At 72.6% G+C, this 21,617-nt stretch carries 16 protein-coding genes; 8 read left to right on the top strand and 8 right to left on the bottom strand.

Going from position 1 to position 21,617, the window contains the following annotated elements; all coding sequences use genetic code 11:
* Positions 1 to 209: 209 nt before the first annotated feature.
* Positions 210 to 1,142, top strand: coding sequence for a DUF4394 domain-containing protein (locus AB0O48_RS24100; protein ID WP_365068467.1), 933 nt, complete (start codon positions 210 to 212; stop codon positions 1,140 to 1,142).
* Positions 1,143 to 1,215: 73 nt separating this feature from the next.
* Here AB0O48_RS24100 and AB0O48_RS24095 read toward each other — a convergent pair whose 3' ends face one another.
* The 6 genes from AB0O48_RS24095 to AB0O48_RS24070 all read right to left on the bottom strand — a co-directional run bounded on the left by AB0O48_RS24095 (position 1,216) and on the right by AB0O48_RS24070 (position 8,621).
* Complete coding sequence (locus AB0O48_RS24095) at positions 1,216 to 1,953, bottom strand: cellulose binding domain-containing protein (RefSeq protein WP_365068465.1); 738 nt, start codon at positions 1,951 to 1,953, stop codon at positions 1,216 to 1,218.
* 74 nt (positions 1,954 to 2,027) lie between these two features.
* Complete coding sequence (locus AB0O48_RS24090; RefSeq protein WP_357250111.1) at positions 2,028 to 2,408, bottom strand: DUF742 domain-containing protein; 381 nt, start codon at positions 2,406 to 2,408, stop codon at positions 2,028 to 2,030.
* The gene (locus AB0O48_RS24085; RefSeq protein WP_357250108.1) at positions 2,386 to 2,835 is read right to left on the bottom strand and encodes a roadblock/LC7 domain-containing protein; all 450 of its coding nucleotides are present in this window, start codon (positions 2,833 to 2,835) and stop codon (positions 2,386 to 2,388) included. Before AB0O48_RS24085 ends, AB0O48_RS24090 begins: the two co-directional genes overlap by 23 nt.
* Positions 2,832 to 4,748, bottom strand: coding sequence for a nitrate- and nitrite sensing domain-containing protein (locus AB0O48_RS24080; protein WP_357250106.1), 1,917 nt, complete (start codon positions 4,746 to 4,748; stop codon positions 2,832 to 2,834). Before AB0O48_RS24080 ends, AB0O48_RS24085 begins: the two co-directional genes overlap by 4 nt.
* A 46-nt stretch (positions 4,749 to 4,794) precedes the next feature.
* The gene (locus tag AB0O48_RS24075; RefSeq protein ID WP_365068462.1) at positions 4,795 to 7,359 is read right to left on the bottom strand and encodes a LuxR C-terminal-related transcriptional regulator; all 2,565 of its coding nucleotides are present in this window, start codon (positions 7,357 to 7,359) and stop codon (positions 4,795 to 4,797) included.
* 5 nt (positions 7,360 to 7,364) lie between these two features.
* Positions 7,365 to 8,621 carry an Hsp70 family protein gene (locus AB0O48_RS24070; protein ID WP_357250100.1) on the bottom strand — a complete coding sequence of 419 codons (1,257 nt, stop codon included), beginning with the start codon at positions 8,619 to 8,621 and terminating at the stop codon, positions 7,365 to 7,367.
* Positions 8,622 to 8,918: 297 nt separating this feature from the next.
* Between AB0O48_RS24070 and AB0O48_RS24065 the strand changes: the two genes are divergently transcribed.
* The 4 genes from AB0O48_RS24065 (at position 8,919) to AB0O48_RS24050 (ending at position 17,372) form a co-directional block, all read left to right on the top strand.
* Entirely contained in the window at positions 8,919 to 9,806 is an 888-nt protein-coding gene (locus tag AB0O48_RS24065; RefSeq protein WP_365068460.1) for an IniB N-terminal domain-containing protein, read from the top strand.
* Positions 9,807 to 9,921: 115 nt separating this feature from the next.
* Positions 9,922 to 11,769 (top strand): dynamin family protein, encoded by a 1,848-nt coding sequence (locus AB0O48_RS24060; protein WP_365068525.1) that lies wholly within the window; start codon positions 9,922 to 9,924, stop codon positions 11,767 to 11,769.
* Complete coding sequence (locus tag AB0O48_RS24055) at positions 11,766 to 13,226, top strand: hypothetical protein (protein WP_357250096.1); 1,461 nt, start codon at positions 11,766 to 11,768, stop codon at positions 13,224 to 13,226. The genes AB0O48_RS24060 and AB0O48_RS24055 overlap by 4 nt, the downstream gene beginning before the upstream one ends.
* A 210-nt stretch (positions 13,227 to 13,436) precedes the next feature.
* Complete coding sequence (locus tag AB0O48_RS24050) at positions 13,437 to 17,372, top strand: ThuA domain-containing protein (RefSeq protein ID WP_365068458.1); 3,936 nt, start codon at positions 13,437 to 13,439, stop codon at positions 17,370 to 17,372.
* A 124-nt stretch (positions 17,373 to 17,496) separates the two neighbouring features.
* Here AB0O48_RS24050 and AB0O48_RS24045 read toward each other — a convergent pair whose 3' ends face one another.
* On the bottom strand, positions 17,497 to 17,961 hold the full coding sequence (locus AB0O48_RS24045) for a septum formation initiator (RefSeq protein WP_357250091.1): 465 nt from the start codon (positions 17,959 to 17,961) through the stop codon (positions 17,497 to 17,499).
* A gap of 102 nt (positions 17,962 to 18,063) precedes the next feature.
* Here AB0O48_RS24045 and AB0O48_RS24040 point away from each other — a divergent pair, with 102 nt between their 5' ends.
* Genes AB0O48_RS24040 through AB0O48_RS24030 form a run of 3 tightly spaced genes read left to right on the top strand, consistent with a single transcriptional unit; the run spans position 18,064 to position 20,628 of the window.
* Complete coding sequence (locus AB0O48_RS24040) at positions 18,064 to 18,759, top strand: response regulator transcription factor (RefSeq protein WP_357250088.1); 696 nt, start codon at positions 18,064 to 18,066, stop codon at positions 18,757 to 18,759.
* Complete coding sequence (locus AB0O48_RS24035; RefSeq protein ID WP_365068455.1) at positions 18,756 to 20,045, top strand: HAMP domain-containing sensor histidine kinase; 1,290 nt, start codon at positions 18,756 to 18,758, stop codon at positions 20,043 to 20,045. Before AB0O48_RS24040 ends, AB0O48_RS24035 begins: the two co-directional genes overlap by 4 nt.
* A 28-nt stretch (positions 20,046 to 20,073) precedes the next feature.
* On the top strand, positions 20,074 to 20,628 hold the full coding sequence (locus tag AB0O48_RS24030; RefSeq protein ID WP_357250082.1) for a DUF5872 domain-containing protein: 555 nt from the start codon (positions 20,074 to 20,076) through the stop codon (positions 20,626 to 20,628).
* A 34-nt stretch (positions 20,629 to 20,662) separates the two neighbouring features.
* Here the strand turns inward: AB0O48_RS24030 and AB0O48_RS24025 are convergent, their stop codons facing one another.
* The gene (locus AB0O48_RS24025; RefSeq protein ID WP_357250080.1) at positions 20,663 to 21,544 is read right to left on the bottom strand and encodes a LysR substrate-binding domain-containing protein; all 882 of its coding nucleotides are present in this window, start codon (positions 21,542 to 21,544) and stop codon (positions 20,663 to 20,665) included.
* Positions 21,545 to 21,617 lie beyond the last annotated feature (73 nt).

The raw sequence follows: 21,617 nt of genomic DNA, 5'->3' as shown, positions 1-21,617 counted from the left end.
TGGCTGCGACAGCGACGGTTTACCGCACCGCATCCCGTCGTGCCGGTGAGGACGATTCGGATAGTACGTGATCCGACAGCAACTTTCGAGCGGGCCATATAGCGTCTGAGCTGGGCAAACGTTCCGAATGAACCGATCGGGACGCCCTCTTTCGATGCCACTGCCGGGCATTCTCCCTATCTCGCAAGGAAGGCCCGTCCATGCATCGCATGATCCATCGAGGACTGCTCCTGACCGGCACGGCCGTCGTCATCGGAATGCTGACGACCTCGGCGGGCGCGGCAGCCCGGCCCGACAGCGTCTCGTCGAGGTCTACCTCATCCGCCGGTCCGGCATCGTTGAACGCCGGCTCCTGCACCATTCTCTGGGACCTGCTCAACGCAGGTGGCCGTAATGGCCGGGTGGCGGTTGGTCTGACCGAGGACCAGCAGCTCCTGAAGTTCGCCGCCAACCGACCGGGGTTGGCCTGCGTGATCGGCACGGTGGACCTGCCCGGCGCCGAGAACCTCGTGGGCATCGACTACCGGGTCCAGGACGGCCGGCTCTACGGCGTCGGCAACAGCGGCGGCATCTTCACGCTGTCCACCAGCGATGCCGCTGCCACGAAGGTCAGCCAGCTGACCATCCCCCTCAGCGGGTCGTTCTTCGGCGTCGACTTCAACCCGGCCGCCGATCGCCTGCGCATCATCAGCGACGTGGGCCAGAATCTGCGGCACAACGTCAACGTCGGCGGCGTCACCCTCGCCGACGGCACCCTCACCTACCCGCCTGCGGTCACCGCGGCCCCCGGGCTGACCGCGGCGGCCTACACGAACGTCGACCTCGATCCGAGCACCGCGACCACGTTGTTCGACATCGACACCAACCTCGACCAGGTCGCGCTGCAGTCCCCGGCAAACGCTGGCCAACTCGTCGCCACCGGCAGCCTGGGCGTGGCCGCCAACCCGCGGGCCGGCTTCGACATCCACAGCACCCTGCGCAGCGGACGAGCGGTGAGCAACAACGCCTACGCCGTCCTCAACGGTGGCTTCCCCAGCCAGGTGTACCAGATCGACCTGCTCAGCGGCACCGCTCAGCTGACCGGTGCGTTCGCCGTGAAATACCTGGTCATCGATCTCGCGCTGCACCTCAACCAGCAGTAGCCCCGATGTCTGACAGGGGTGGCCCACCTTCGGGTGGGTCACCCCTGGCCGTGTTCTGGCAGGCGCGCGCCGGTCAACCCGGCAGGCCGGTGCAGGCGACCCCGTCGATGGTGCACGCCTCGGGGGCGGCACCGGTGGGTGCGCCGTTGACCCGGAACGTCACCCGGACCGACGAGCTGCCGGGCACCGCACCGGCGCTGCCGTCCGGCACGAACGTCCACACCGCGCCGTCGCGGCTGGCCTGCGCGCCCTCGACCGCGCTGACCCGCAGCGACTCCCGGGGCAGGGTGAGCACCACCGTCCACTGTGGTGCCGGCACCGGCCCCGGGTTGGTGATGGTCACGGCCGCGCCATAACTGAGCAGTGCGGTGTCCTCGACGGCGAAGTCGGCGATCAGGGGGGCCGGCGTGGGTACGGCGGTCGAACCCGTCGGCGCGGGGCTGGTCGTGGCCCCGACGGTCGGCGGAGGGACCACGGTGACCGAGGCGGCGGGCGGGGAAGCGGCCACCGCCGGGCTGGTCGCTGCCGGTTGTGCCCGCGCTCGGGGAGTGCCGCCCGGCGTCGTGCCCACCGGATCCACCGACAGTGGCGGGTCGAGAGTCACCGGCGCCATCTTCTCCGGCGTGCGGAGCACTCCGGCGACGAGAACCGCCGTCACCCCGAGCACCCCGAGCACCGCGACCGCGGCAACCCAGGTGATCCGCGAGGCGTCGTCGCGACCGCTGAGCACCCGCCGGGCAGTCGTGGCGAGGGCCACGATCCGGTCCAGCAGGATGATCGCCACGGTACGGCGTGGCTGGGGTGGTGTCACCGGCACTGCCTGTCTTCCCTTCAGTTCGTCGCCGGATGCCCGCCCGCGATCCGTCGCGGATGGCCCCTGCCCTGTCACAGGGTGCGGAGCCCGACGAGGATCGCCTCAAGCAGATCCGTGGTCGGCAGCTCCGACAGCACCGGCGGGTCGTGCGTCTCGATCAGTCCGGCCGCGAGCAGGTCGCCGAGCAGCACCCGCACGGTCCCGAGCGGGAGGTCCAACTCGGCGCCGACCTCGGCAACCGACACCGGATGGTGGCACAGCTCGACGATCCGCGCCTGTTCGGGAAAGAGCGGGGTGGGAGGCGCGGCCGCCCGCCGGGCGACGACGAGCGAGATCAGGTCGAACTGACCGCCCACGGGCGAGGTACGCCCGCCGGTCATCGTGTAGGGCCGGGCGACCGGGCCAGCGTCGTCGTCGTACCACGCCTCGTCAGCGGTGCCGTTGGTGCGCACACGTGTCCCCGATCGTCGCGGAGGAGGCCGGACCCAGTGTGATCGGCAGGTGCTGCTCGGCCTGCCCCACGAAGAGCGCCACCTCGTACGCCATGTCGCCGACCTTGACGTCGTCACCGGAGATCCGCACGGTGAGGATGGTCCCGTTCGCGATGGTGGCGACGAAGAGGAAGGCGCGCGCCATCTGCACCACGACCTGACGCAGACCGCCCGCCTCGCAGGTCCGGGTGGCGGCCAGCCCCAACGCGATCAGGCCGGCGACGACGCCGGAGATCTGCTCGGCGAGCTTCGTCTCCACCTGCCGGGAGCCGCCGAGGAGCAACCCGTCCGGGGACAGCACGACGGCGAACTCCGCGCCGTGCACTCGGTCGACCAGGCGGTCCAGGGCGCCGGTCAGGCCGTCGTCGGTGACCACTGCGGAGGTCATGGGTCTCTCCTCGCTGTTCTGGCGACCGGCATCTCGACCGTGTCGAGGCCGGCCCTGCCGTGTTCGGGGTCGGGTGGCCCGGTCTGACGGACCCGCGTCGGCAGCGCGCCGTCGCCGCTCGGGTCGGTGCCGTGGTGCGCGGGCGGGTACGGGGCGGGTGGCGGCGAGGTGGAGGGTCTCCGGCCGGTGTCGGGCGCCGGGACCAGGTGGGCCGGCAGGAGCACGACCGCCGCCGTCCCGCCGCGCCGGCTGGGACGCAGCGAGACGAGGGCGCCACATCGGTGGGCCAGCACGGCGACGGTGTACAGACCGGTGGGACCCGGTGGTGGAGCCGCGGGCGGGCTGGCGAGCAGGTGGTTCGCGTCGGCCAGCGCGGCGGCGTCCAGGCCGGGCCCGTCGTCGACGACCAGGATGGCGCACCCCGGTGTCCGTTGCTCGCCGCCGACCCGGACGGTGGTGTCCGCCGGCGAGAAGGAGAGGGCGTTCTCGATCAACTCCGCCAGCAGGTGGACGACGTCGGTGACGGCCGGGCCGGCGAGCGACCACGGCCAGTACGGCGCGATCAGGACCCGCTGGTAGTCCGGCACCTCGGCGACGGCACCGCGTACGACGTCGAGCATCGGCACCGCGCGCCGCCAGCGGCGGGCGGGCCGCGCGCCGGCGAGGGCGATCAGCTTCTCCACGTTGCGCCGGACGCGGGTGGTCAGGTGGTCGAGCTGGAACAGCTCGCTGCTCTCCTCGGCGGGTCGCTCCCGGCGTTGCATCCCGTCCAGCAGGTCGAGCTGATCGCGCAGCAGGACCTGGTTGCGGCGGGTGACCCGCAGGAACAGCTCCCGGTCGGGACCGTCGGGCGCCGCCGCCACGTCCGGGGTCGGGACCGGCGCGTCGACGATCGGCCGGGTCAGCTGGTCGGTCAGCCGTCGGACGGTGCTCGCCCAGCTCACCAGGAGCACGAGCACGACGATGAGGCCCAGCCCCACCACGGCGCCGGTCCGGGCGACGAGCACGGCGGCACCCGGCGTGGCCCGTTCGACACTGCTGCGGGCGGTGCTCGTCACCAGGGTCTGCAGCGCGCCGAGGGCGGGATCCGCGGCGGCCCGCCAGTCCGCCAGGGTGGTCCCGGCCAGGGCGTTTGCGGTGTCCGTCCGCACCAGCCTGTCCTCCAGGGCGAGCAGCCCCGCGAACGCGGGGCCGCCCGCGATCCGCCGGTGCTCTGCCGGGCCGTCGGCCGGCAGCCCGGCCGCCGCCTCGGTACGCGCGAACCGCTGGTTGTCGACGAGTTCGGTCAGCCGGCGGCGATCGTCCGGGCCGAGCCGTTGGGCGGTGAGGGCCGCGCTGACCAGGGTGTCCTCCCGCGCGAGCAACTCCCGGGCGCGGGCCAGCGCGATCACCGCGCGGCTGTCGGCGGCCAACGTGCTCTCGTTCGCGCCCCACTCCGGGCCGTACACCCGGAAGGCGACGTCGACGACCTGGTCGTACCCGTCGACCGCCTCGGCCTGGTCGAGTTGCCCGGCGTCCACCTGGGACCTGATCGTGCTCAGGCCGTCGAGCCGGCGGACGAGTTCGTCGGCCCGGTCGCGCACCTCGCCGGCGCTGAGCAGCCGAATGTCGCGGCCCGCGCGGAACCTGCGGAGCTCGGCGGCGGCCCGGTCGGTGACCTCACGCGCCCCGCCCAGTGGGGTCGCCGCCGGCCCGGCTCCGGCGAGCGCCTCGGCGCTGGCCCGACGTTCGACCTGAAGGCTCAGGATCAGGCGGTCGATGGGCTGGCCCAGGGTGTCCGCCAGGGCCCGCACCCGCACCAGGTCGAGGGCGTCCTGGCTGGTCAGATAGGCCGCGTACGACCAGAGTGTGACCAGGACGGCGGCCAGTACGACGAGCCTCGTCCGGATCAGCCGGACCTCGCTGGGCGTCACGTCCCGCACCGCTCGGTGCGGCGGCGTCCCCGGCGGGGGCACTCCATCAGGTCGTCCGCTGCGGCCACGGCTGCCCGGCCGTGTCGCTGGCCCGGTCGGCGACGACGGTGCGCAGCAGTGCCAGCAACTCGGTGCGGTTGGCGCAGTTCAGTCGGTTGCGCATCCGCGCCACGTGGTGTTCCACGGTCTTCGCCGAGATGAAGAGCCGGTCGCCGATCTCGCGGTAGGTCAACCCGGCCAGCACCAGCTCGGCCACCTCGTACTCACGGTCGCTGAGCCCCTGCTGGGCGGGGCCGGTGACCCGCGTGGCGCTCTCGGTGGTGCTCGTCGGTGCCAGCTCGCCGTGGCCGCCGGGTGGTCGCCCCTGGAGTGCCCGCGCACACTCCAGCAGGGTGGTCATCGCCCGCCGGTCCGCGGTTCGGATGGCGGCCTGGCCGGCGAGGCGAGCACCGTCCCAGCGCAGTCCGGTGTCGTGCAGCGCCCGGGCGGCGGCCTCCACGCGGGTCGGGTCGACGACCCCCCGCAGCACCTCCACCCAGCACTCCGCGGCGGCGGCGACCACTGCGGCGTACCGGCTGTGGTCGGCCGCGGCCAGCAGGGCCGCGACGTGTTCGTCGGCGACGTCCGGCGCCCCGGTGAGGATCGCGGCGTGCAGACCGCTCCAGCGCAGCGGAACACTCCACAGTGGTGGGTCGTCGAGCCGGCCGAGCAACGTGCGCGCCTCCCGCAGGTACGGTTCGAGTCGGGCCAGGTCACCGAGGCGCGCGCCGGCGATGGCCAGCTCACCCAGCGGCAGGAGCGTGAACAGGTCGACGGGGTGGCGGACGACCGCTTCCAGCGCCTGCCCCCAGCCACGCTTGAGTGCCCCGATGTCGCTGGTGCGGCGGCCGACGCCCATCCGGATCGCGGCGGCGAAGAGCGCGTCGCGGGACTCCAACTGCCGCCCGTCGAGCGTCACCGCGGCGAGCTGCTCGCTCGCGGCGCGTGTCTCGCCCCGGACCATCAGGATCCACGCCTGCAACAGCCGGTGGCGGCGAGCCATCAGCGGACCACCGACACCGGCGCCCAGCGCGCGGCGCAGCACCTGCTCGGCGATCTCCAGCTCACCACAGTGCACGGCCGTCAGCGCGGCGAGCGCCGCCGGGCTGTCCGGGAGGAGTGCCGCCCGCCCGTCCGGTTCCAGCAGCGCGGCGGCCTGCACGAGCGCGGAGAGCGCGGCGGTCGGCGGGCCGCTCACGCTCTCGCGTACGCCGTCGGCCATCAGCCGGGCGGCGCTGGCGTGCAGGGTCGGCGGTTCGCCCAGCGGGTCACCCGCCGGTGACGCGGCGGCGGGGTCCGGGTCTCCGCTGGCGAGCCCGCCGACGACGGCGAAGGCCAGCGCCGAGGCGGTGCCCGACCACCGGTACAGCTCCACGCTGCGGCCGACGTGGCCACGGTGCGCCAGGGCGGTCGCTGCCACCACGGCCGCCTCGGACCGATCGTGGGGTGCGGCGGTGGCCAGCAGCCGGTCCGCCAACCGCAGGGCGTCGTCGAGGTTGCCGGCGAGCGCGGCGGCGAGCGCCTGCTGCGCGCTGGCCGGTTGCCCGGCCGCGGTGGCGGCGGCGAACAGCTCGGCGGCGAACGCCGGCTCGTCGGCCAGGGCCTCGCCCGCCGCGGCGGCCAGGGTCGAGGCCGGGCAGTCGCCGAGCGCGCCGACCGCGAGCAGGGACCGGACCAGCGGCAGCACCGCGCCGCCCCGGGCGAGCTGCACCTCGGTGAGCCGGCGCCAGACCGCGGTGCGGTCGGTGGTGGGGCTGAGCGTCGTGACCGCACGCCGGACGATCGGCGCGAGCCGGCCGTCGGCGCCGAGCAGCCCGGCCGCCCGCGTGGTGGCGATCAGTTCGTCCACTGCCGCCGGGTCCACGCCCAGGAGCGCGGCGAGCATGTTCGCCGGCAGCGACCCGCCGGCCGCGACGGCGAGCAGCAGCCGACGTACGGCGGCGGGCTGCACGTCCAGGTCCGGCCCGAACTCCGCGACGACGGACCGGGGTGGGTTGACCACCGTGCCGGTCCGGGTCTCCGCGCCGGCCAGGCCGCGGGCCAGCCGTTCGACGTCCCGGGGTACGCCGGAGGTCTGCGTGTGGACGAAGTCGACCAGGTCGTCGCGGCGGCCCAACTCCGGCGTGGCGGTGAGGTAGCTGGCGGTCTGCTCCCGCGTGAACGGGGTGAGGAGCACGGCCTGCCCGTCCCGCCGTAGCGAGTCGACAAGCTCGCTGAGCGCCGCCGACCGGGGCCACGGGCGATGGGCGACCACCAGGCGGTGCCGGCGGGCGCCGAGCAGGCGCAGGAGCACCTCGATCCGTGCGTCGTCGAGCAGGTGTGCGTCGTCGACGAGCACCAGCGTGCCGGGTTCGACCGGCTCGTCGGGCGCCGGGGTGGCCGTGCGTACGGTGATCCCGGCCCGCTGGTGGACCCGCGCCAGCTCGGCGAGGAGCGCGGTCTTGCCGTGCCCGCCGGGACCGGCGATGCCGACGGCCAGTGGACCGGTCGGGTCCTGGGCGACGGTGTCCAGCAGGGCCTGTGGCCCTCGGTCCAGCGTCAGCCCTGGTACGGCGATGTCATTCATGATCATTGGGGTCATCCTTCGCGTCCCCGGCCGCGGGCCAGCGCCAGGCGGGACGGTTTCGGCAGGTCCAGTGGGAGGACCCGGACCGGGGGCCGCGGTGGCGGATCGCCCGGAACGGTGTCGTGGTGCGGGCGGCGCGGCGCCGGGACGGTGGCCCGCCCGGTGCCGCGCCCGGCGTCGCGGGCCGGTGCCGGCTGGCGAGGGCGCGGCGACACCACCTGGGCGGCGGCCAGTGCCGCCCCGGCGGCGGCGGTCAGTTGCGAGTCCGGTTCGACCTCGACGGGCACCGGGAGGGCCGCGCTGATCAGCTCGACGACGAGCGGCACGCGGGTCGAGCCGCCCGCCAGCAGGACGCCGTCGAGCTGCGCCGACGTCAGGTCGGCGCTGCGCACGGCCCGCAGCAGCAGGTCGACGGTGGTCTGCACCATCGGGCGGATCATGTGCTCGAACTGCGCCCGGGTCACCGGTATCCGTGCCGGGCCGCTCGGCAGGGTCACCACCACGTCGGCCGTCAGGTCGACGGTCAGCGCCCGCTTGGCCCGGTCACACTCCGCGCGCAGCCCGCGCAGCGCGGTCTGAGTGCCGCGGCGTGCGGTGCTGGCCAGCTCCCGGGCCAGCATCGTACGGGTGTGTCCGGCCAGCGCCTCGTCGAAGTCGACGCCGCCAACCGAGTCGAGCCCCTGCGGCGTGCCGAATGTCTCGTAGGTGCCGCGCGGGGTGCGACGCACCAGCGCGGCCTCGAAGCTGTTGCCCCCCAGGGCGTAGACGGCGGCGGTGGTGCCCGCGAACCCACGGGCCGCGTGGCTCTCGGCCACCGTGACCGTGCGCGGCAGCAACGTCACGTGCCGCAGGCCGAAGTGCGACAGTGCGCGGTGCAGCACCTCCCGCCGGTACGGACGCCACCCGGCCGGGTGGCTGAGCACGACCGCCTCGGCGGGGCCGCCCTCCAGGGCGTGCACCCGCTCCACCACCCAGGCCGCGAGTTCCGCGGTCAGCGTCTGCGGTGTGCACGCCTCCCCGCCCAGCAGCAGGGGCACGTCATCACCGATCCGGTGGACGAAGTCCCGGGTGGTGCGGCTGCCGTCGTCGGTCTCGGGCTCGCCGACGTGCAGCGAGCCGTCCTCCGCCAGGCACAGCACCGACGGTACGAGAGGGGACCCGACGTGCAGCGGAACGGGCTCGGGACGCGTCCAGGACGCACCGGTACGCCGTGCGACCGCGGCGGCCGTGTTGGTGCTCCCGATGTCTATCCCCAGGACGTACGGCATCGTCTCTTCTCCCCCCGTGAGTTGGCCGGCCGGTGGCGATGGTGTCGGTGCTGCCGACGACCCACCCCCGGCGAACCCCGCGGGCTCCTACGTTCGTACCAGAGATCCGCCCCTGGTCGGGACCCTAATCTCGCCGGGACGGTTTCCCCCTGTCCCCCTAACGTACGAGGTCGCGGAGCCCCTAGTTCAACCGGGCCGGATGCGGGTTGAGCCCCGATGCCCGGGACCGGGCCCCGGCAATAGCGTCACTGTCGACGTACGACACCCGCCGCCGCCACTTCCGAGGAGACCCGGCACATGGACTCGCACCAGACCCTCCACGACTTCGTGCTCGACCTGCTGACGAACCCCGACGCGCGGTCGGCATTCGACCTCGACCCCGAGGGCGCGCTGCGGGGTGCTGGGCTCACCGACATCACCGCGGCGGATGTGCAGGACGTCGTGCCGCTGGTCGTCGACTACGCGCCGGGGGCGGGTCTCGCGCCGTTGGCCTCGCCGGTCGGGCAGCTCGGGCTGGACCCGCTGTTCACCGACAGCACCGATGTGGTGGGTCAGTTGCAGAGCGTGGCGCAGCAGATCAGCGTCACGAGTTCGCCCACCGGCGTGGACGTCAAGGCCGGCGTGCTCGGTGCGATCGCGGTCGACTCGTCGACGGCCGCCGCCGGGGTGACCGTGCTGCCGGGGATCGGCCTGGGCGTCGGCCCGGCCGGCCTGGACACCGACTTCGCCGGTGCATCCGACGTGGCGTACACCCTCGACGCCGACGTGGTGCAGCCGGTGGACGCGATCGCGGACCCGGTGCTGGGTGATGCCACCGGCACCGTCGGCGACGCGAGCGGCCTGCTCGACGGCACCGACCCGAATCTGATCGGCGGCGACCTGACCGGCGGCGTCCTCTCCGGCGCCCATGGTCAGGTCGGCGGGGTCGTCAGCTCCCTGGGTGTCGACGACACCCTCGGTGGGCTCGGCCTCGGGCACGGCGACGGTGTCGCCGGCGGCGTGGTCCCGCCGCTCGACGTGCCGTCGGCGGTGGGCGGCGTGACGCACCAGGTGGACAGCCTCCTCCCCGGTGTCACCGACACGGTCGGTGACGTGACCGGCGGGGTCACCGATGGTGTGCTCGGCGGCGACTCACACGCCTCGTCCGATCACGGGCTGCTGGGTATCACCGGCGGCCTGCTCTGACCCGGATCTCCGGGCGGAGCGGAGGGCCGGATCGTATCGGGCGGTCCGGCCCTCTCCGCTTCCATGTCCGCTGCCTCTTGATAATTGAGCTGAAATCAGCACACTTGGTGCGGTGATGGCCGGGATCTGGTTGGACGTGCTGGACGACATCGCCCGCACGTGCAGTGCACACGGTCGTGGTGACCTGCTCCAGACGGTCCGGCAGAAGCGTGCCCAACTGCTGGATCCGACGCTGCGCGTCCTGGTCATCGGCGAGCCGAACCAGGGCAAGAGCCAACTCATCAACGCGATCATCAACGCGCCGGCCTGTCCGGTCGGCGACGGCCGCACCACGGTCCTACCGACAGTGGTGCAGCATGCCGAGGCCCCGACCGTCGCGGTCGCCCAGGCGCCGCCATCCGCCCGGGGCGGCGCCGCCGTCGCGGTGGCCGTCGAGCGGACCCCGGTGGCACTGAACCAGGTCGCGGAGAGCGTGGCCGGCCTGATCGGACGCCGGCCGGGTGGCGGCCCGGCGTACGTCGAGATCGGAGTGCCCCGCGCCCTGCTCGGCGCCGGGTTGGTGCTCGTGGACACTCCCGGCGCCGACGAGGTCTCCGGTATCGGCGGCGCGACGTCGGTCGCCGCACCCGCTCGAGCGGACACCGTGCTGCTGGTCTCCGACTCCACCCGGGACCTGTCGGTCGCCGAGCTGAACATGCTGCTGCACGTCATGCGTGCACACCCCAACGTGGTCGTGGTGCAGAGCAAGACCGATCTGGTGGCGGACTGGCGTGCGGTGGCCGAACGCAACCGGCAGCACCTGGCCGAGGCGGGCATCCCGGCGACGCTGATCCCGGTCTCCGCGACGTTGCGACTGCGCGCCGCCGGGAACGACGACCGGGGTCTCAACGCCGAGTCCGGCTTTCCCGTGCTGATCGCCAGACTTCAGCGGGACCTGGCCGGCAAGGCCGACCGGCTGGCCCGGTCGTCGGTGCAGACGGTGGCCCGGACGGTGGTGGAGCAGTTGGCCGCCCCGCTGCGCGCCGAGTTGGCGACCCAGGAGGCCGAGGAGCAGTCCGGGCCGATCTCCCGCCTGCACGCGGCGCAGCGTGAGGTCGACGAGTTGCGCCGGTGTTCCACCCGGTGGCAGAACACCCTCAGCGACGAGATCGGCGACCTGCTGTCCGACATCGAGTACGACCTGCGCGACCGGACCCGGGAGATCCTGCGTACGGTCGACGAGGCCTTCGACACGGCCGATCCGCTGGTCGCCTGGGACACCTTCCAGGACTGGCTGGAGCGGAGCCTGGTGGAGGCCGCGGAGGCGAACCACGAGTGGCTGATCCAGCGCTGTGACTGGATCGCCCGGCGGGTGGCCGCCAACTTCAACAGGTACGGCTACGACGTGCTGCCGCCCTGGTCGATGACCATGCCGGAGGACATCGGGCAGCGGCTGCCCGAGTTGCAGATGCCGACGATCGACCGGTTCACCCCGAGCCAGAAGCTGTTCACCGGCATGAAGGGCTCGTACGGCGGCATGCTGATGTTTGGTCTGGCGACCACCCTGGCCGGCATGCCGATGATCAACCCGGTCTCGGTCGGCATCGGGGCGCTGTTCGGCGGCAAGAGCATCCGCGACGAGAGCAAGCAGTTGCTCCGTCGCCGTCAGGCGACCGTCAAGACGGCCATCCAGCGACACGTCGACGACTTCTTCGCCCGGATGATCCGGGACTGCCGGGACACCGCCCGGCAGGTGCAGCGGATGCTGCGGGACCACTTCACGGGGCTGACCGAGGAGCTTCAGGAGGCGATCGTCCAGTCGTTCCGCAGCGCCAAGCAGGAGGCCGACACGGATGCGTCGCTGCGCGAGCAGCGGCAGCGTGAGATCCGGCTGAAGATGACCCGGTTGGCCGCGCTCTACGAACAGGCTCAGCAGTTGACCGGCACCCGGGCCGCCCCGCTGCTGTTGGAGCCGCAGGCATGACCGTGGGTCTGCGCCTGGACGAGGCGGCCTGGGAGTTGTTGCACCAGGCCATCGACCTCTACCGGGACCATCCGCGGGCCGTCGGGCAGCTGCGGCACCAGGTCGCCCGGTTGGAGCAACCGCTGCGGATCGCGGTCGCCGGCCCCTGGCGTTCCGGCAAGTCGACGGTGCTCAACGCCCTGATGGGGGAGGAGGTCGCGCCGGTCGAGCGGGCGGACGGGGCGTTCACCTGGTACGAGGATGGCGCCGAGCCGCACGCGACCGCGTATCCGGCCGGTCAGCCTCCGCAGGAGTTGACGGTGGTCAAGTCGGCGACCGGCCTGCGGGTGGATCTCGGCTGGGGCGCGGGCGACGTGCGCGACATCGTGGTGCGGTGGCCGACGCGGGCGCTGCGGCAGGTCACGCTCATCGACACACCCGCGGTCACCAGCACCGTCGAGCAGGATCGGGCGCCGGTGTGGGAGCGGGTGTTACGGGACTCGGACGCGGTGTTGTATCTGACCCGCGACGCCCGCGACAGTGATCTGCGGGTGCTGGAGTCGGGCCGGGACAGCGTGGTGGGGCAGGTCGCGCCGGTCAACGTCATCATGGTGTTGTCCCGCGCGGACGAGATCGGCGGAGGTCGGATCGACGGCCTGCTCACCGCCCGGCAGCTCGCTCGTCGGCACCACCGCGATCCACGGGTGAGCGCGCTCAGCGTGAACGTGGTGGCGTGCAGTGGGATGCTCGGCCTGGCGGGCCGGATGCTCGGCGAGTCGGACTTCGCCGCGCTCGCCGCCATCGCCCAGGTGCCCCGGGTCGAGCTGGACGCCCATCTGATCTCCGCCGATCGGTTCCTCCACGGCGAGCTGCCGGTACGGCTGGAAACGGCGGCGCGTGCCGCGTTGCTGGACCGGTTCGGGCTCTTCGGCGTCCGGTTGGCGACCACCCTGGTGCGCAGTGGGTTCGACAGCCGGGTGAAGCTCTCGGCGGAACTCATTCGGCGCAGTGGCCTCACCGAGCTGCGTGAGTCGGTGACCCGCTGTTTCATCGACCGCGGCGACGCCCTCAAGGCCCGGTCCGCGCTGGCCGCGGTCGAGACGCTGCTGCGGGCCGAGCCGACCCCGGGTTCCACGGAGTTGGCCGGCGCGGTCGAGCGGATCCTCGCCGGTGCGCACGAGTTCCGGGAGCTACGCCTGCTGGTGGCGCTGCGCAACGCCCGGCTCGGCTTCGACGCGGAGTTGACCGCCGAGGCGCAGCGGCTCGTCGGGGGTGACGGGGTGGGCCTCGCGGCCCGACTGGGGGTCGAGCACGAGGCGACCGTGCAGCGGCTCTGGGAGGTTGCCACCGACGCGCAGTGGCGGTGGCGGGACCGGGCGGAGGACCCCCTGCTCCCGTTGGCGCAGCGGCGCGGCGCCCAGGTCGTCGTCCGCAGTTGCGAGGGGATGATCGCCGAGTTGGTGGCGGGCGGTCGCTGAGCGGACGGTTTCCGCCGTCGATCGCACCCCGAAAACCGTTATTCGATCTTGCTCGCCACGGTCGTCCCTGACCTGCGGAGATAACGCTCTCACGGATGGTGGAAGAGACTTGACGCGGCCGTGATCCGGACGCAACGATGCATTCACATTCCTCGTTCCACTGCCAGGCGTGATCGGCGCACGCCGTCCTCGTACCACGAAAGGACAATCGTGCGCAGATCCCTGAGATCGTGGCTCGGCGTCGCCCTGAGCGCGATCCTCGTGGCCGGCGGCATCGTCGCCGCGCCATCCACGGCCAGCGCCGCACCGTTCACCGTGCTGGTCTTCAGCAAAACTGCCGGGTTCCGGCACGGATCCATCACCCCGGGCATCACCGCCATCCAGCAACTCGGCGCCGCCAACGGCTTCACCGTCGAGGCCACCGAGGACGCCGCCCAGTTCACCGACGCCAACCTGGACCGGTTCGCCGCGGTGATCTGGCTGTCCACCACCGGCGACGTGCTCAACGCCGCCCAACAGGCCGCGTTCGAGCGCTACATCACCGGCGGCGGCGGCTACGTCGGCGTGCACGCCGCCTCCGACACCGAGTACGACTGGCCCTGGTACGGCGGGCTGGTCGGGGCGTACTTCGCCTCGCACCCGGCCGAGCAGAACGTCACCGTCAAGGTCGCCGACCAGGTGCACCCGTCCACCGCGACCCTGCCGCAGCGGTGGAACCGGTTCGACGAGCTGTACAACTACCGCACCAACCCGCGGGGCACCGCGCACGTGCTGGCCACCCTGGACGAGAGCACCTACACCGGCGGGAGCATGGGTGCCGACCACCCGATCTCCTGGTGCCAGAACTACTCCGGCGGCCGAGCCTGGTACACGGGCCTGGGCCACACCGACGCGTCGTACACCGAGGCGAGCTTCCGTCAGCACCTGCTCGGCGGCATCCAGACGGCCGCCGGCGCGCTCGACGCGGACTGCGGCCCCACCGTCACCAGCAGCTTCCAGCAGGTGGAGCTGGCGAAGGGTGCGGCCGAGACCGGTGAACCCATGAGCCTGACCGTCCTGCCGGACCGGGGCGTGCTGCACACCTCCCGCAACGGCGTGATCCGGCACACCGATGCCGCCGGCAACACCAAGATCGCCGCCACCCTGCCGGTCTACACCGGCGACGAGGAGGGCCTGCAGGGCATCAAGGCCGACCCGAACTTCGCCACCAACCGCTGGGTGTACGCGTACTACGCCCCACCGCTGAACACTCCCGGCGGCGGCCCCCCGGCCACCGGCACCCCGGCGGACTTCGCCCCCTGGGACGGCGTCAACCGGCTGGCCCGGTTTACCGTGAACGCGGACAACACCATCAACCTGGCCAGCGAGACGCTGATCCTGAACGTGCCGACCAGTCGGGGCATGTGCTGCCACGTCGGCGGCGACATGGACTTCGACGCGGCCGGCAACCTCTACCTGTCCACCGGGGACGACACCAACCCGTTCGACTCGGCCGGGTTCACCCCGATCGACGAGCGAGCCGGGCGCAACCCCGCCTCCGACGCGCAGCGCACCTCGGCGAACAGCAACGACCTGCGCGGCAAGGTGCTCCGGATCAAGCCGAGCGCGGCCGGCGGGTACACCATCCCGGCCGGCAACATGTTCGCCCCGGGCACCGCGCGGACCCGCCCGGAGGTCTACGCGATGGGCTTCCGCAACCCGTTCCGGATGAGCGTGGACAAGGCCACCGGCATCGTCTACCTCGGCGACTACGGTCCGGACGCGGGCACCGCCGACCCGAACCGGGGACCGGCGGGCAACGTGGAGTTCGCCCGCATCGACCGGCCCGGCTTCTACGGCTGGCCGTACTGCACCGCCCGCAACGACGCCTACAACGACTACACCTTCCCGTCCGGGCCGTCCGGGGCGAAGTTCAACTGCGCCGGTGGGCCGGTGAACAACTCGCCCAACAACACCGGCATCACCCAGCTGCCGCCGGCCATCCCGGCCTGGTTGCCGTACGGCGGCTCCGGCTCGCCACCGGAGTTCACCGGCGGTGGCCTGTCGCCGATGGGCGGCCCGGTCTACCGGTACGACCCGAACAACACCTCGCCGGTGGCGTTCCCCGAGTACTACGACGGGACCTACTTCGCCGGTGAGTTCGGTCGTCGCTGGATCAAGAACATCAAGCTCGACGCGTCCGGCCAACCACTGAAGATCAACCCGTTCCCGTGGACCGGCACACAGGTCATGGACATGGAGTTCGGCCCGGACGGCGCGCTCTACGTGCTCGACTACGGCACCGGCTGGTTCAACGGCGACGCCAACTCGGCGCTCTACCGCATCGAGTACGCCCGCGAGGGCAGAGCGCCGGTCGCCAAGGTGTCGGCCACCCCGACCAGCGGCAGCGCGCCGCTGACCGTGGCCTTCTCCTCGGCCGGCACCCTCGACCCGGACGGTGACCCGTTCACCTACGCCTGGGACTTCGACAACAACGGCACCACCGACTCGACGGCCGCGAACCCGAGCTTCACGTACACCACGAACGGGACCCGCAGCCCGACGCTGACGGTCCGGGACACCACCGGCAAGACGGCCACCGCGAGCGTGGTCGTCACGGTCGGCAACAGCGCGCCGGTGGTCACCGTGAACACCCCGTTGAACGGGCAGACGTTCTCCTTCGGCGACGCCGTGCCGTTCAGCGTCACGGTCACCGACGCCCAGGACGGTGCGGTCAACTGCGCCCGGGTCAAGGTGAACTACGTCCTCGGCCACGACTCGCACGGCCACCAACTCGGCAGCGCGCAGGGCTGCACCGGGGTCATCCAGACCACCGCCGACGGTGAGCACGACACCGCGGCGAACATCTTCGGCATCATCGACGCCGAGTACACCGACCTGGGCGGGGGCGGCCAACCGCCGTTGACCACGCACACCCAGGCGGTGCTGCAACCCCGGGTGCGGCAGGCCGAGCACTTCGGTGACTCGTCCGGCGTCCAGATCGTCGCCGGGGCGGCCGGGCACGGCGGAGCGGCGGTCGGCTACATCGACAACAACGACTGGATCTCGTTCCGTCCGTACAACCTGAGCGGCGTGCAGTCGTTCAGCGCCCGGGTCGGCGCCCCGGCCGGCGGCGGTGGCACCCTCGAACTGCGGGTCGACTCGCCCACCGGTCCGTTGGTCGGCTCGGCCACCGTGGTCCCCACCGGCGGGTACGCCACCTTCGCCACGGTCACCGGCGGGGTCACCGCACCGACCGGCACCCGGACCCTGTTCCTGGTCTTCAAGGGCACCGGCCCGTACTTCGACATCGACGAGTTCACCCTCTCCACGAGCCCCGGTGGACCAGGACCCGACCCGGACCCGGATCCCGAGCCGGGTGCCAACCTGGCCCGGGGCAAGCCGGCGCGGGCGTCCAGCTTCGAGGGCGCGTTCACCGCGGCCAACGCGTTCGACGGCGCGGCTGGCACCCGGTGGGGCAGCGCGTTCGGTGACCCACAGTGGATCGACGTGGACCTGGGTGCCTCGTACGCCATCAACCGGGTCAAGCTGACCTGGGAGGCGGCGTACGGCAGCGGGTACCAGATCCAGACCTCACCGGACGGGGTCACCTTCACCACGATCCGCACGGTGACCGGCGGCGACGGCGGCGTGGACGACCTGACCGGGCTCACCGGCTCCGGCCGGTACGTCCGGCTGCTCGGCACCACCCGGGGCACCGCCTGGGGTTACTCGCTGTTCGAATTCGAGGTGTACGGCGGCACCGGCAGCCCGACCGGCGGGAACCTGCTGCTGAACAAGCCCACGTCGACGTCCAGCAACGAGGGGGCCGACGTGTCCGGCGCCCAGGCGGTCGACGGCAGCCTCACCACCCGTTGGTCGAGCACGTTCTCCGATCCGCAGTGGATCCGCGTCGACCTCGGCAGCCCCACCGCGATCGGCCGGGTCAAGCTGAGCTGGGAGGCGGCGTACAGCAGCGCGTACCAGATCCAGACCTCGAACGACGGCACCACCTGGACCACCGCGAAGACGGTGACCGGGGCCGACGGTGGCGTGGACGAGCACGCCGGGCTCGGCGCCAACGGTCGCTACCTGCGGATCAACGGCACCGCCCGGGGCACCGGATACGGCCATTCGCTCTGGGAGGTGGAGGCGTACACGAGCTGAACCACCACCGCTGACCGGGCCGGCACGGACGTACCGTGCCGGCCCCGTCGTCTCCGACCGGTTTGATCGTTACCGGTCGCGTCGGGACCGGCAGTGTCGGGACTCGCGAAGGAGCGCGGCGCGGCTAGTCGTCGGCGACGGCCACCGGCTCCGAGCCGATGCAGCGCACCTTCAACTCGTACTCGCGGGTCGACCCCGCGAAGGTGACCTCGACGTCGTCGTCCGGGCCCCGGTCCACGTCCCGGACCCGGTAGCCCTGCGCCGGCGCCCAGGAGACGAGGCGTACGCCGCCGGCGCCGCACTCGGCCACGGCCGTGCCGCCCTCGGTGGCGAACCCCCGACGGACCCCGGGGCTGGCGCTGGGTGCGGCGCCCGTCGTGCCCGGAGCGGCCGAGCCGGTGCCCGTCGTGCCGCTGGGCACGGGCTCCGGCGAGGCGAGCGCCCGTTCGATCTCCGCCTCGCTGCGCACCCCACCCGGGGTGCCGGTGATGCTCTCCCCGACCAGCTGGATCGCGCCCAACCCGATCAGGGTGGCCACGGCGACCGTGGCCACCCACCCGGCGGCAACGAGGATCGAACGACGGCCCATTCCCTGACTATCCCCGATCCGTCCTTGTCGTTGGCACATCCCGACGCTAAGGCGTGGTTAACGTGGGCCTCGCCGCCGGTGGTAGCGGTTAACCTGCCAGCTGTGGCCCGCCTGCTGCTCATCGAGGACGACCTGACGATCCGTACGCCGCTGATCCGGGCGTTGCGGGAACGCGGCCACGCGGTGGCCGCCGCCTCGACCGCGATGGCCGGCCTGCGGGACGCCCTGGAGGATCGGCCCGACCTCGTCGTGCTCGACCTGGGCCTGCCCGACCTGGACGGCCGCGAGCTGCTGCGGATGCTGCGCGCGGTCAGCTCGGTGCCGGTCATCGTGGCCACCGCCCGCGACGACGAGGCCGAGATCGTCCGGGTGCTCGACGCGGGCGCCGACGACTACGTCGTCAAGCCGTTCACCGCCGCGCAGCTCGACGCCCGCGTCCGGGCGGTGCTGCGACGGGGCCCGGCGGGCACGGACGGGCAGGACCCGTCGCTCGTCGTGGGCGGACTGCGCGTCGACCCCCGGTCCCGACAGGTCACCCTGGACGGGACGGCGGTGGAGTTGACGCCGCGCGAGTTCGACCTGCTGCACCACCTGGCCGGCCGCCCCGGCCAGGTGGTCACCAAACGTGAACTGCTCACCGAGGTCTGGCAGATCCCGTACGGCGGCGCCGACAAGACCGTCGACGTGCACCTGTCCTGGCTGCGCCGCAAGTTGGGGGAGAACGCCCAACAGCCGCGCTACCTGCACACCGTGCGCGGGGTCGGGGTGCGTCTCGAGGCACCGGCGGCACAGCCGTGAGGGCCCGGCTCGCCCTGCTGGTCGCCGCCGTCAGCGTGCTCACCCTGATCGCGTTCCTGGTGCCGTTGGCGCTGCTGGTCCGCACCGTCGCGGAGGACCGGGCCACAGTCGCGGCCACCGCCGACGCGCAGAGTCTGGTGCCGGTGGTCGGCACCGCCGACGCGACGACGATCCGACTCACCGTCGAGCAACTCGCCGCCGAATCCGGACGACCGGTGAGCGTCTTCCTGCCGGACGGTTCGGTGCTCGGCGCGCAGACCCCCCGTACGCCGGCGGTGGCCCTGGCCGCGCGCGGGCAGAGCCTCACCGGGGAGTCGGCGGCCGGCCGGGAGGTGGTCATCGCCGTGCAGGGGCGGACGGACGGGACCGGGGTGATCCGGATCGTGGTGCCGCGACACGAGCTGACCGCCGGGGTCACCCGGGCCTGGTTGGTGCTGGCCCTGCTCGGTGTGCTGCTGGTGCTGATCGGCCTGTTGGTCGCCGACCGGCTGGCCCGTAACCTGGTCCGCCCGATCAGCGACCTGTCCGCCGTGTCGCACCGGTTGGCCAACGCCGAGCTGGACGCCCGGGTCACCCCGGCCGGACCGGCCGAGCTGCGCGAGGTGGCCGGTGCGCTCAACCATCTCGCCACCCGGATCCAGGTGCTCCTGGTGCAGGAGCGCGAGCAGGTCGCCGACCTGTCGCACCGGCTGCGTACCCCGTTGACGGCGTTGCGCCTGGAGGCGGAGTCGCTGCGTGACCCGGACGACGCCGCCCGGATCACCACCGCGGCCGACGGGCTCGAACGCGCGGTCACCGGGTTGATCCGGCAGGCCCGGTGGCGTCACTCGCCGACGGCGCAGCCGGCCACCTCGGACGCGGCGGCGATCGTCGCCGACCGGGTGGCGTTCTGGTCGGTGCTGGCCGAGGACACCGGCCGGGCCGTCACCCTCGACCTGGTTCCCGGCCCGCTGCCCGTGGGGGTGCCCGCCGACGACCTGGCGGCGGCCGTGGACGCCCTGCTCGGGAACGTCTTCGCGCACACCCCCGACGGGACGCCGTTCGCCGTCCACCTCACCCGCGACGCGGGGGAGGTGGTCCTCACCGTGGCGGACGCCGGCCCCGGCCTGCCCGTCGGGGCGGTACGGCGGGGCGCCAGCGCGGCCGGGTCGACAGGTCTCGGCCTGGACATCGCTCGGCGCGCCGCGCAGGCCGGCGGCGGGAGCCTGGAGTTGCGGGCCGGCCCGACTGGCGGGGCGCGGGTGCTGCTGCGGCTGCGGCCACCGACGACCCGGCGGGAGGGTTAGGCGCGGTGCCGTGGGGTAGCTGCCAGCTATGGCGCGGTATACGAAACCCGAGCTCAGAGAGCAGATCAAGGAAGAGGTCAAGGCCTCCGACAAGGGTGGCAGGCCGGGGCAGTGGTCGGCGCGCAAGTCACAGCTGGTGACTCAGGAGTACAAGAAGCGCGGCGGGGGATTCCTGGGCGAAAAGGACGAGCGGCAGAAGTCGCTCCAGCGCTGGGGCAACGAGAAGTGGCAGACGAAAGAGGGCGACACCCGCGCGCGCAAGGGCGACACGACGAGCCGTTACCTGCCCAAGAAGGCCTGGGACGAGATGTCGGACAGCCAGAAGCGGGCGACCGACACGAAGAAGCGTGCCGCCTCCCGATCCGGCAAGCAGTACGTCGCCAACACCGGGCCGGCGAAACGGGCGCGTCGAGACGCCACCACGGCCGGCCGGATGTCGGAGATGTCGGTCGCCGAGGCCGCCAAGCTGGTCCGTGGCCTCGACACGCGGCAGCTCAGGACCGCGTTGCGCAACGAGCACGCCGGCAAGGACCGGAAGACGCTCGTCCAGCGGCTCGAAGCGGAACTCAACAGGCGCGGCTAGCCGCGCTGGCACGGCCGGTGCCGCACCGCGCAGGTCAGGGTGCCTGACCCGCGGCCTCGAAGCCCGCCGAGGTGATCCGGTCGTCGTCTCGCCGGCGCAGGATCTGCACCTCGGTGCTGGCCTCGGTGTCGGTCAACGGCAGCACTGCCACCGAGGCGGGCACCACGGCGGAGATGCTCGCCGGCGCGATCGTCACCCCGAGGCCGGCCGCGACCAGGTGCGCCACAGTGGCCCAACTGGTGGCGTCCTGGACGATGCGCGGGGTGTAGCCGGCTTCCAGGCACGGCCGGAGATTGCGCTGGTAGGCCCGCTCGCCGGCCACCCGTGGGAAGAAGACGAACGGGTCGTCGCGCAGCATCACGGCGTTGATCGCGAGGCTTCCCGCGTGCGGGTGGTCGGGCGGCAGGACGGCGACGAAGGACTCGGTGGCGAACGTGGTGCCGACCAGGTCGTCGTGGTCGTCCGCGTCCCGAACCACGCCGAGATCGACCTCGCCGTTCAACAACCGGTCGACGATGTGCGCCGTGTACGCCTCGTGCAGCCGTAGGTGGACGGCCGGATGGCGTTCGCGGAAACGACGGATCGGCCCGGCCAGCCCGAGCGGGATCGCCGAACTGACGAAGCCGATGTCGAAGCGCCCCTGCTCCCCGCGCCCGATGCGCCCCGCCTCGTGCACGTCGTCGGCCACGGCGGCCAGCACCCGCCGGCACCGGCCCAGATACGCCTCGCCCGCGGGCGTCAGTGCCACCGATCGGGAGGTGCGAACGAACAGCGGCGTACCGATCATCGCCTCGAGCTGGCGGATCTGCTGCGACAGTGGCGGCTGGGCCATCCGCAGCCGCACCGCGGCCCGGCCGAAGTGCAGCTCCTCGGCGACCGCGACGAAGTAGCGCAGGTGGCGCAACTCGGGTTCCATACGTCAAGAATACGAATGACCCCGAACAAGATATTGGACGTTCGAATAGCGGTGGCCGGAGAATCGAACCATG

This window comes from Micromonospora sp. NPDC085948, assembly GCF_040686315.1.
Classification (GTDB): domain Bacteria; phylum Actinomycetota; class Actinomycetes; order Mycobacteriales; family Micromonosporaceae; genus Micromonospora.
Note: the sequence above shows the minus strand (reverse complement) of the source record. Positions and strands in the feature narration are given on the sequence as shown.

Bases quoted from the DNA above. Each gene is read 5' to 3' on its own strand.
- AB0O48_RS24100 (WP_365068467.1), top strand. From the start codon at position 210: ATGATCCATCGAGGACTGCTCCTGACCGGCACGGCCGTCGTCATCGGA.
- AB0O48_RS24085 (WP_357250108.1), bottom strand. From the start codon at position 2,835: ATGACCTCCGCAGTGGTCACCGACGACGGCCTGACCGGCGCCCTGGAC.
- AB0O48_RS24075 (WP_365068462.1), bottom strand. From the start codon at position 7,359: ATGATCATGAATGACATCGCCGTACCAGGGCTGACGCTGGACCGAGGG.
- AB0O48_RS24070 (WP_357250100.1), bottom strand. From the start codon at position 8,621: ATGCCGTACGTCCTGGGGATAGACATCGGGAGCACCAACACGGCCGCC.
- AB0O48_RS24065 (WP_365068460.1), top strand. From the start codon at position 8,919: ATGGACTCGCACCAGACCCTCCACGACTTCGTGCTCGACCTGCTGACG.
- AB0O48_RS24060 (WP_365068525.1), top strand. From the start codon at position 9,922: ATGGCCGGGATCTGGTTGGACGTGCTGGACGACATCGCCCGCACGTGC.
- AB0O48_RS24055 (WP_357250096.1), top strand. From the start codon at position 11,766: ATGACCGTGGGTCTGCGCCTGGACGAGGCGGCCTGGGAGTTGTTGCAC.
- AB0O48_RS24045 (WP_357250091.1), bottom strand. From the start codon at position 17,961: ATGGGCCGTCGTTCGATCCTCGTTGCCGCCGGGTGGGTGGCCACGGTC.
- AB0O48_RS24030 (WP_357250082.1), top strand. From the start codon at position 20,074: ATGGCGCGGTATACGAAACCCGAGCTCAGAGAGCAGATCAAGGAAGAG.
- AB0O48_RS24025 (WP_357250080.1), bottom strand. From the start codon at position 21,544: ATGGAACCCGAGTTGCGCCACCTGCGCTACTTCGTCGCGGTCGCCGAG.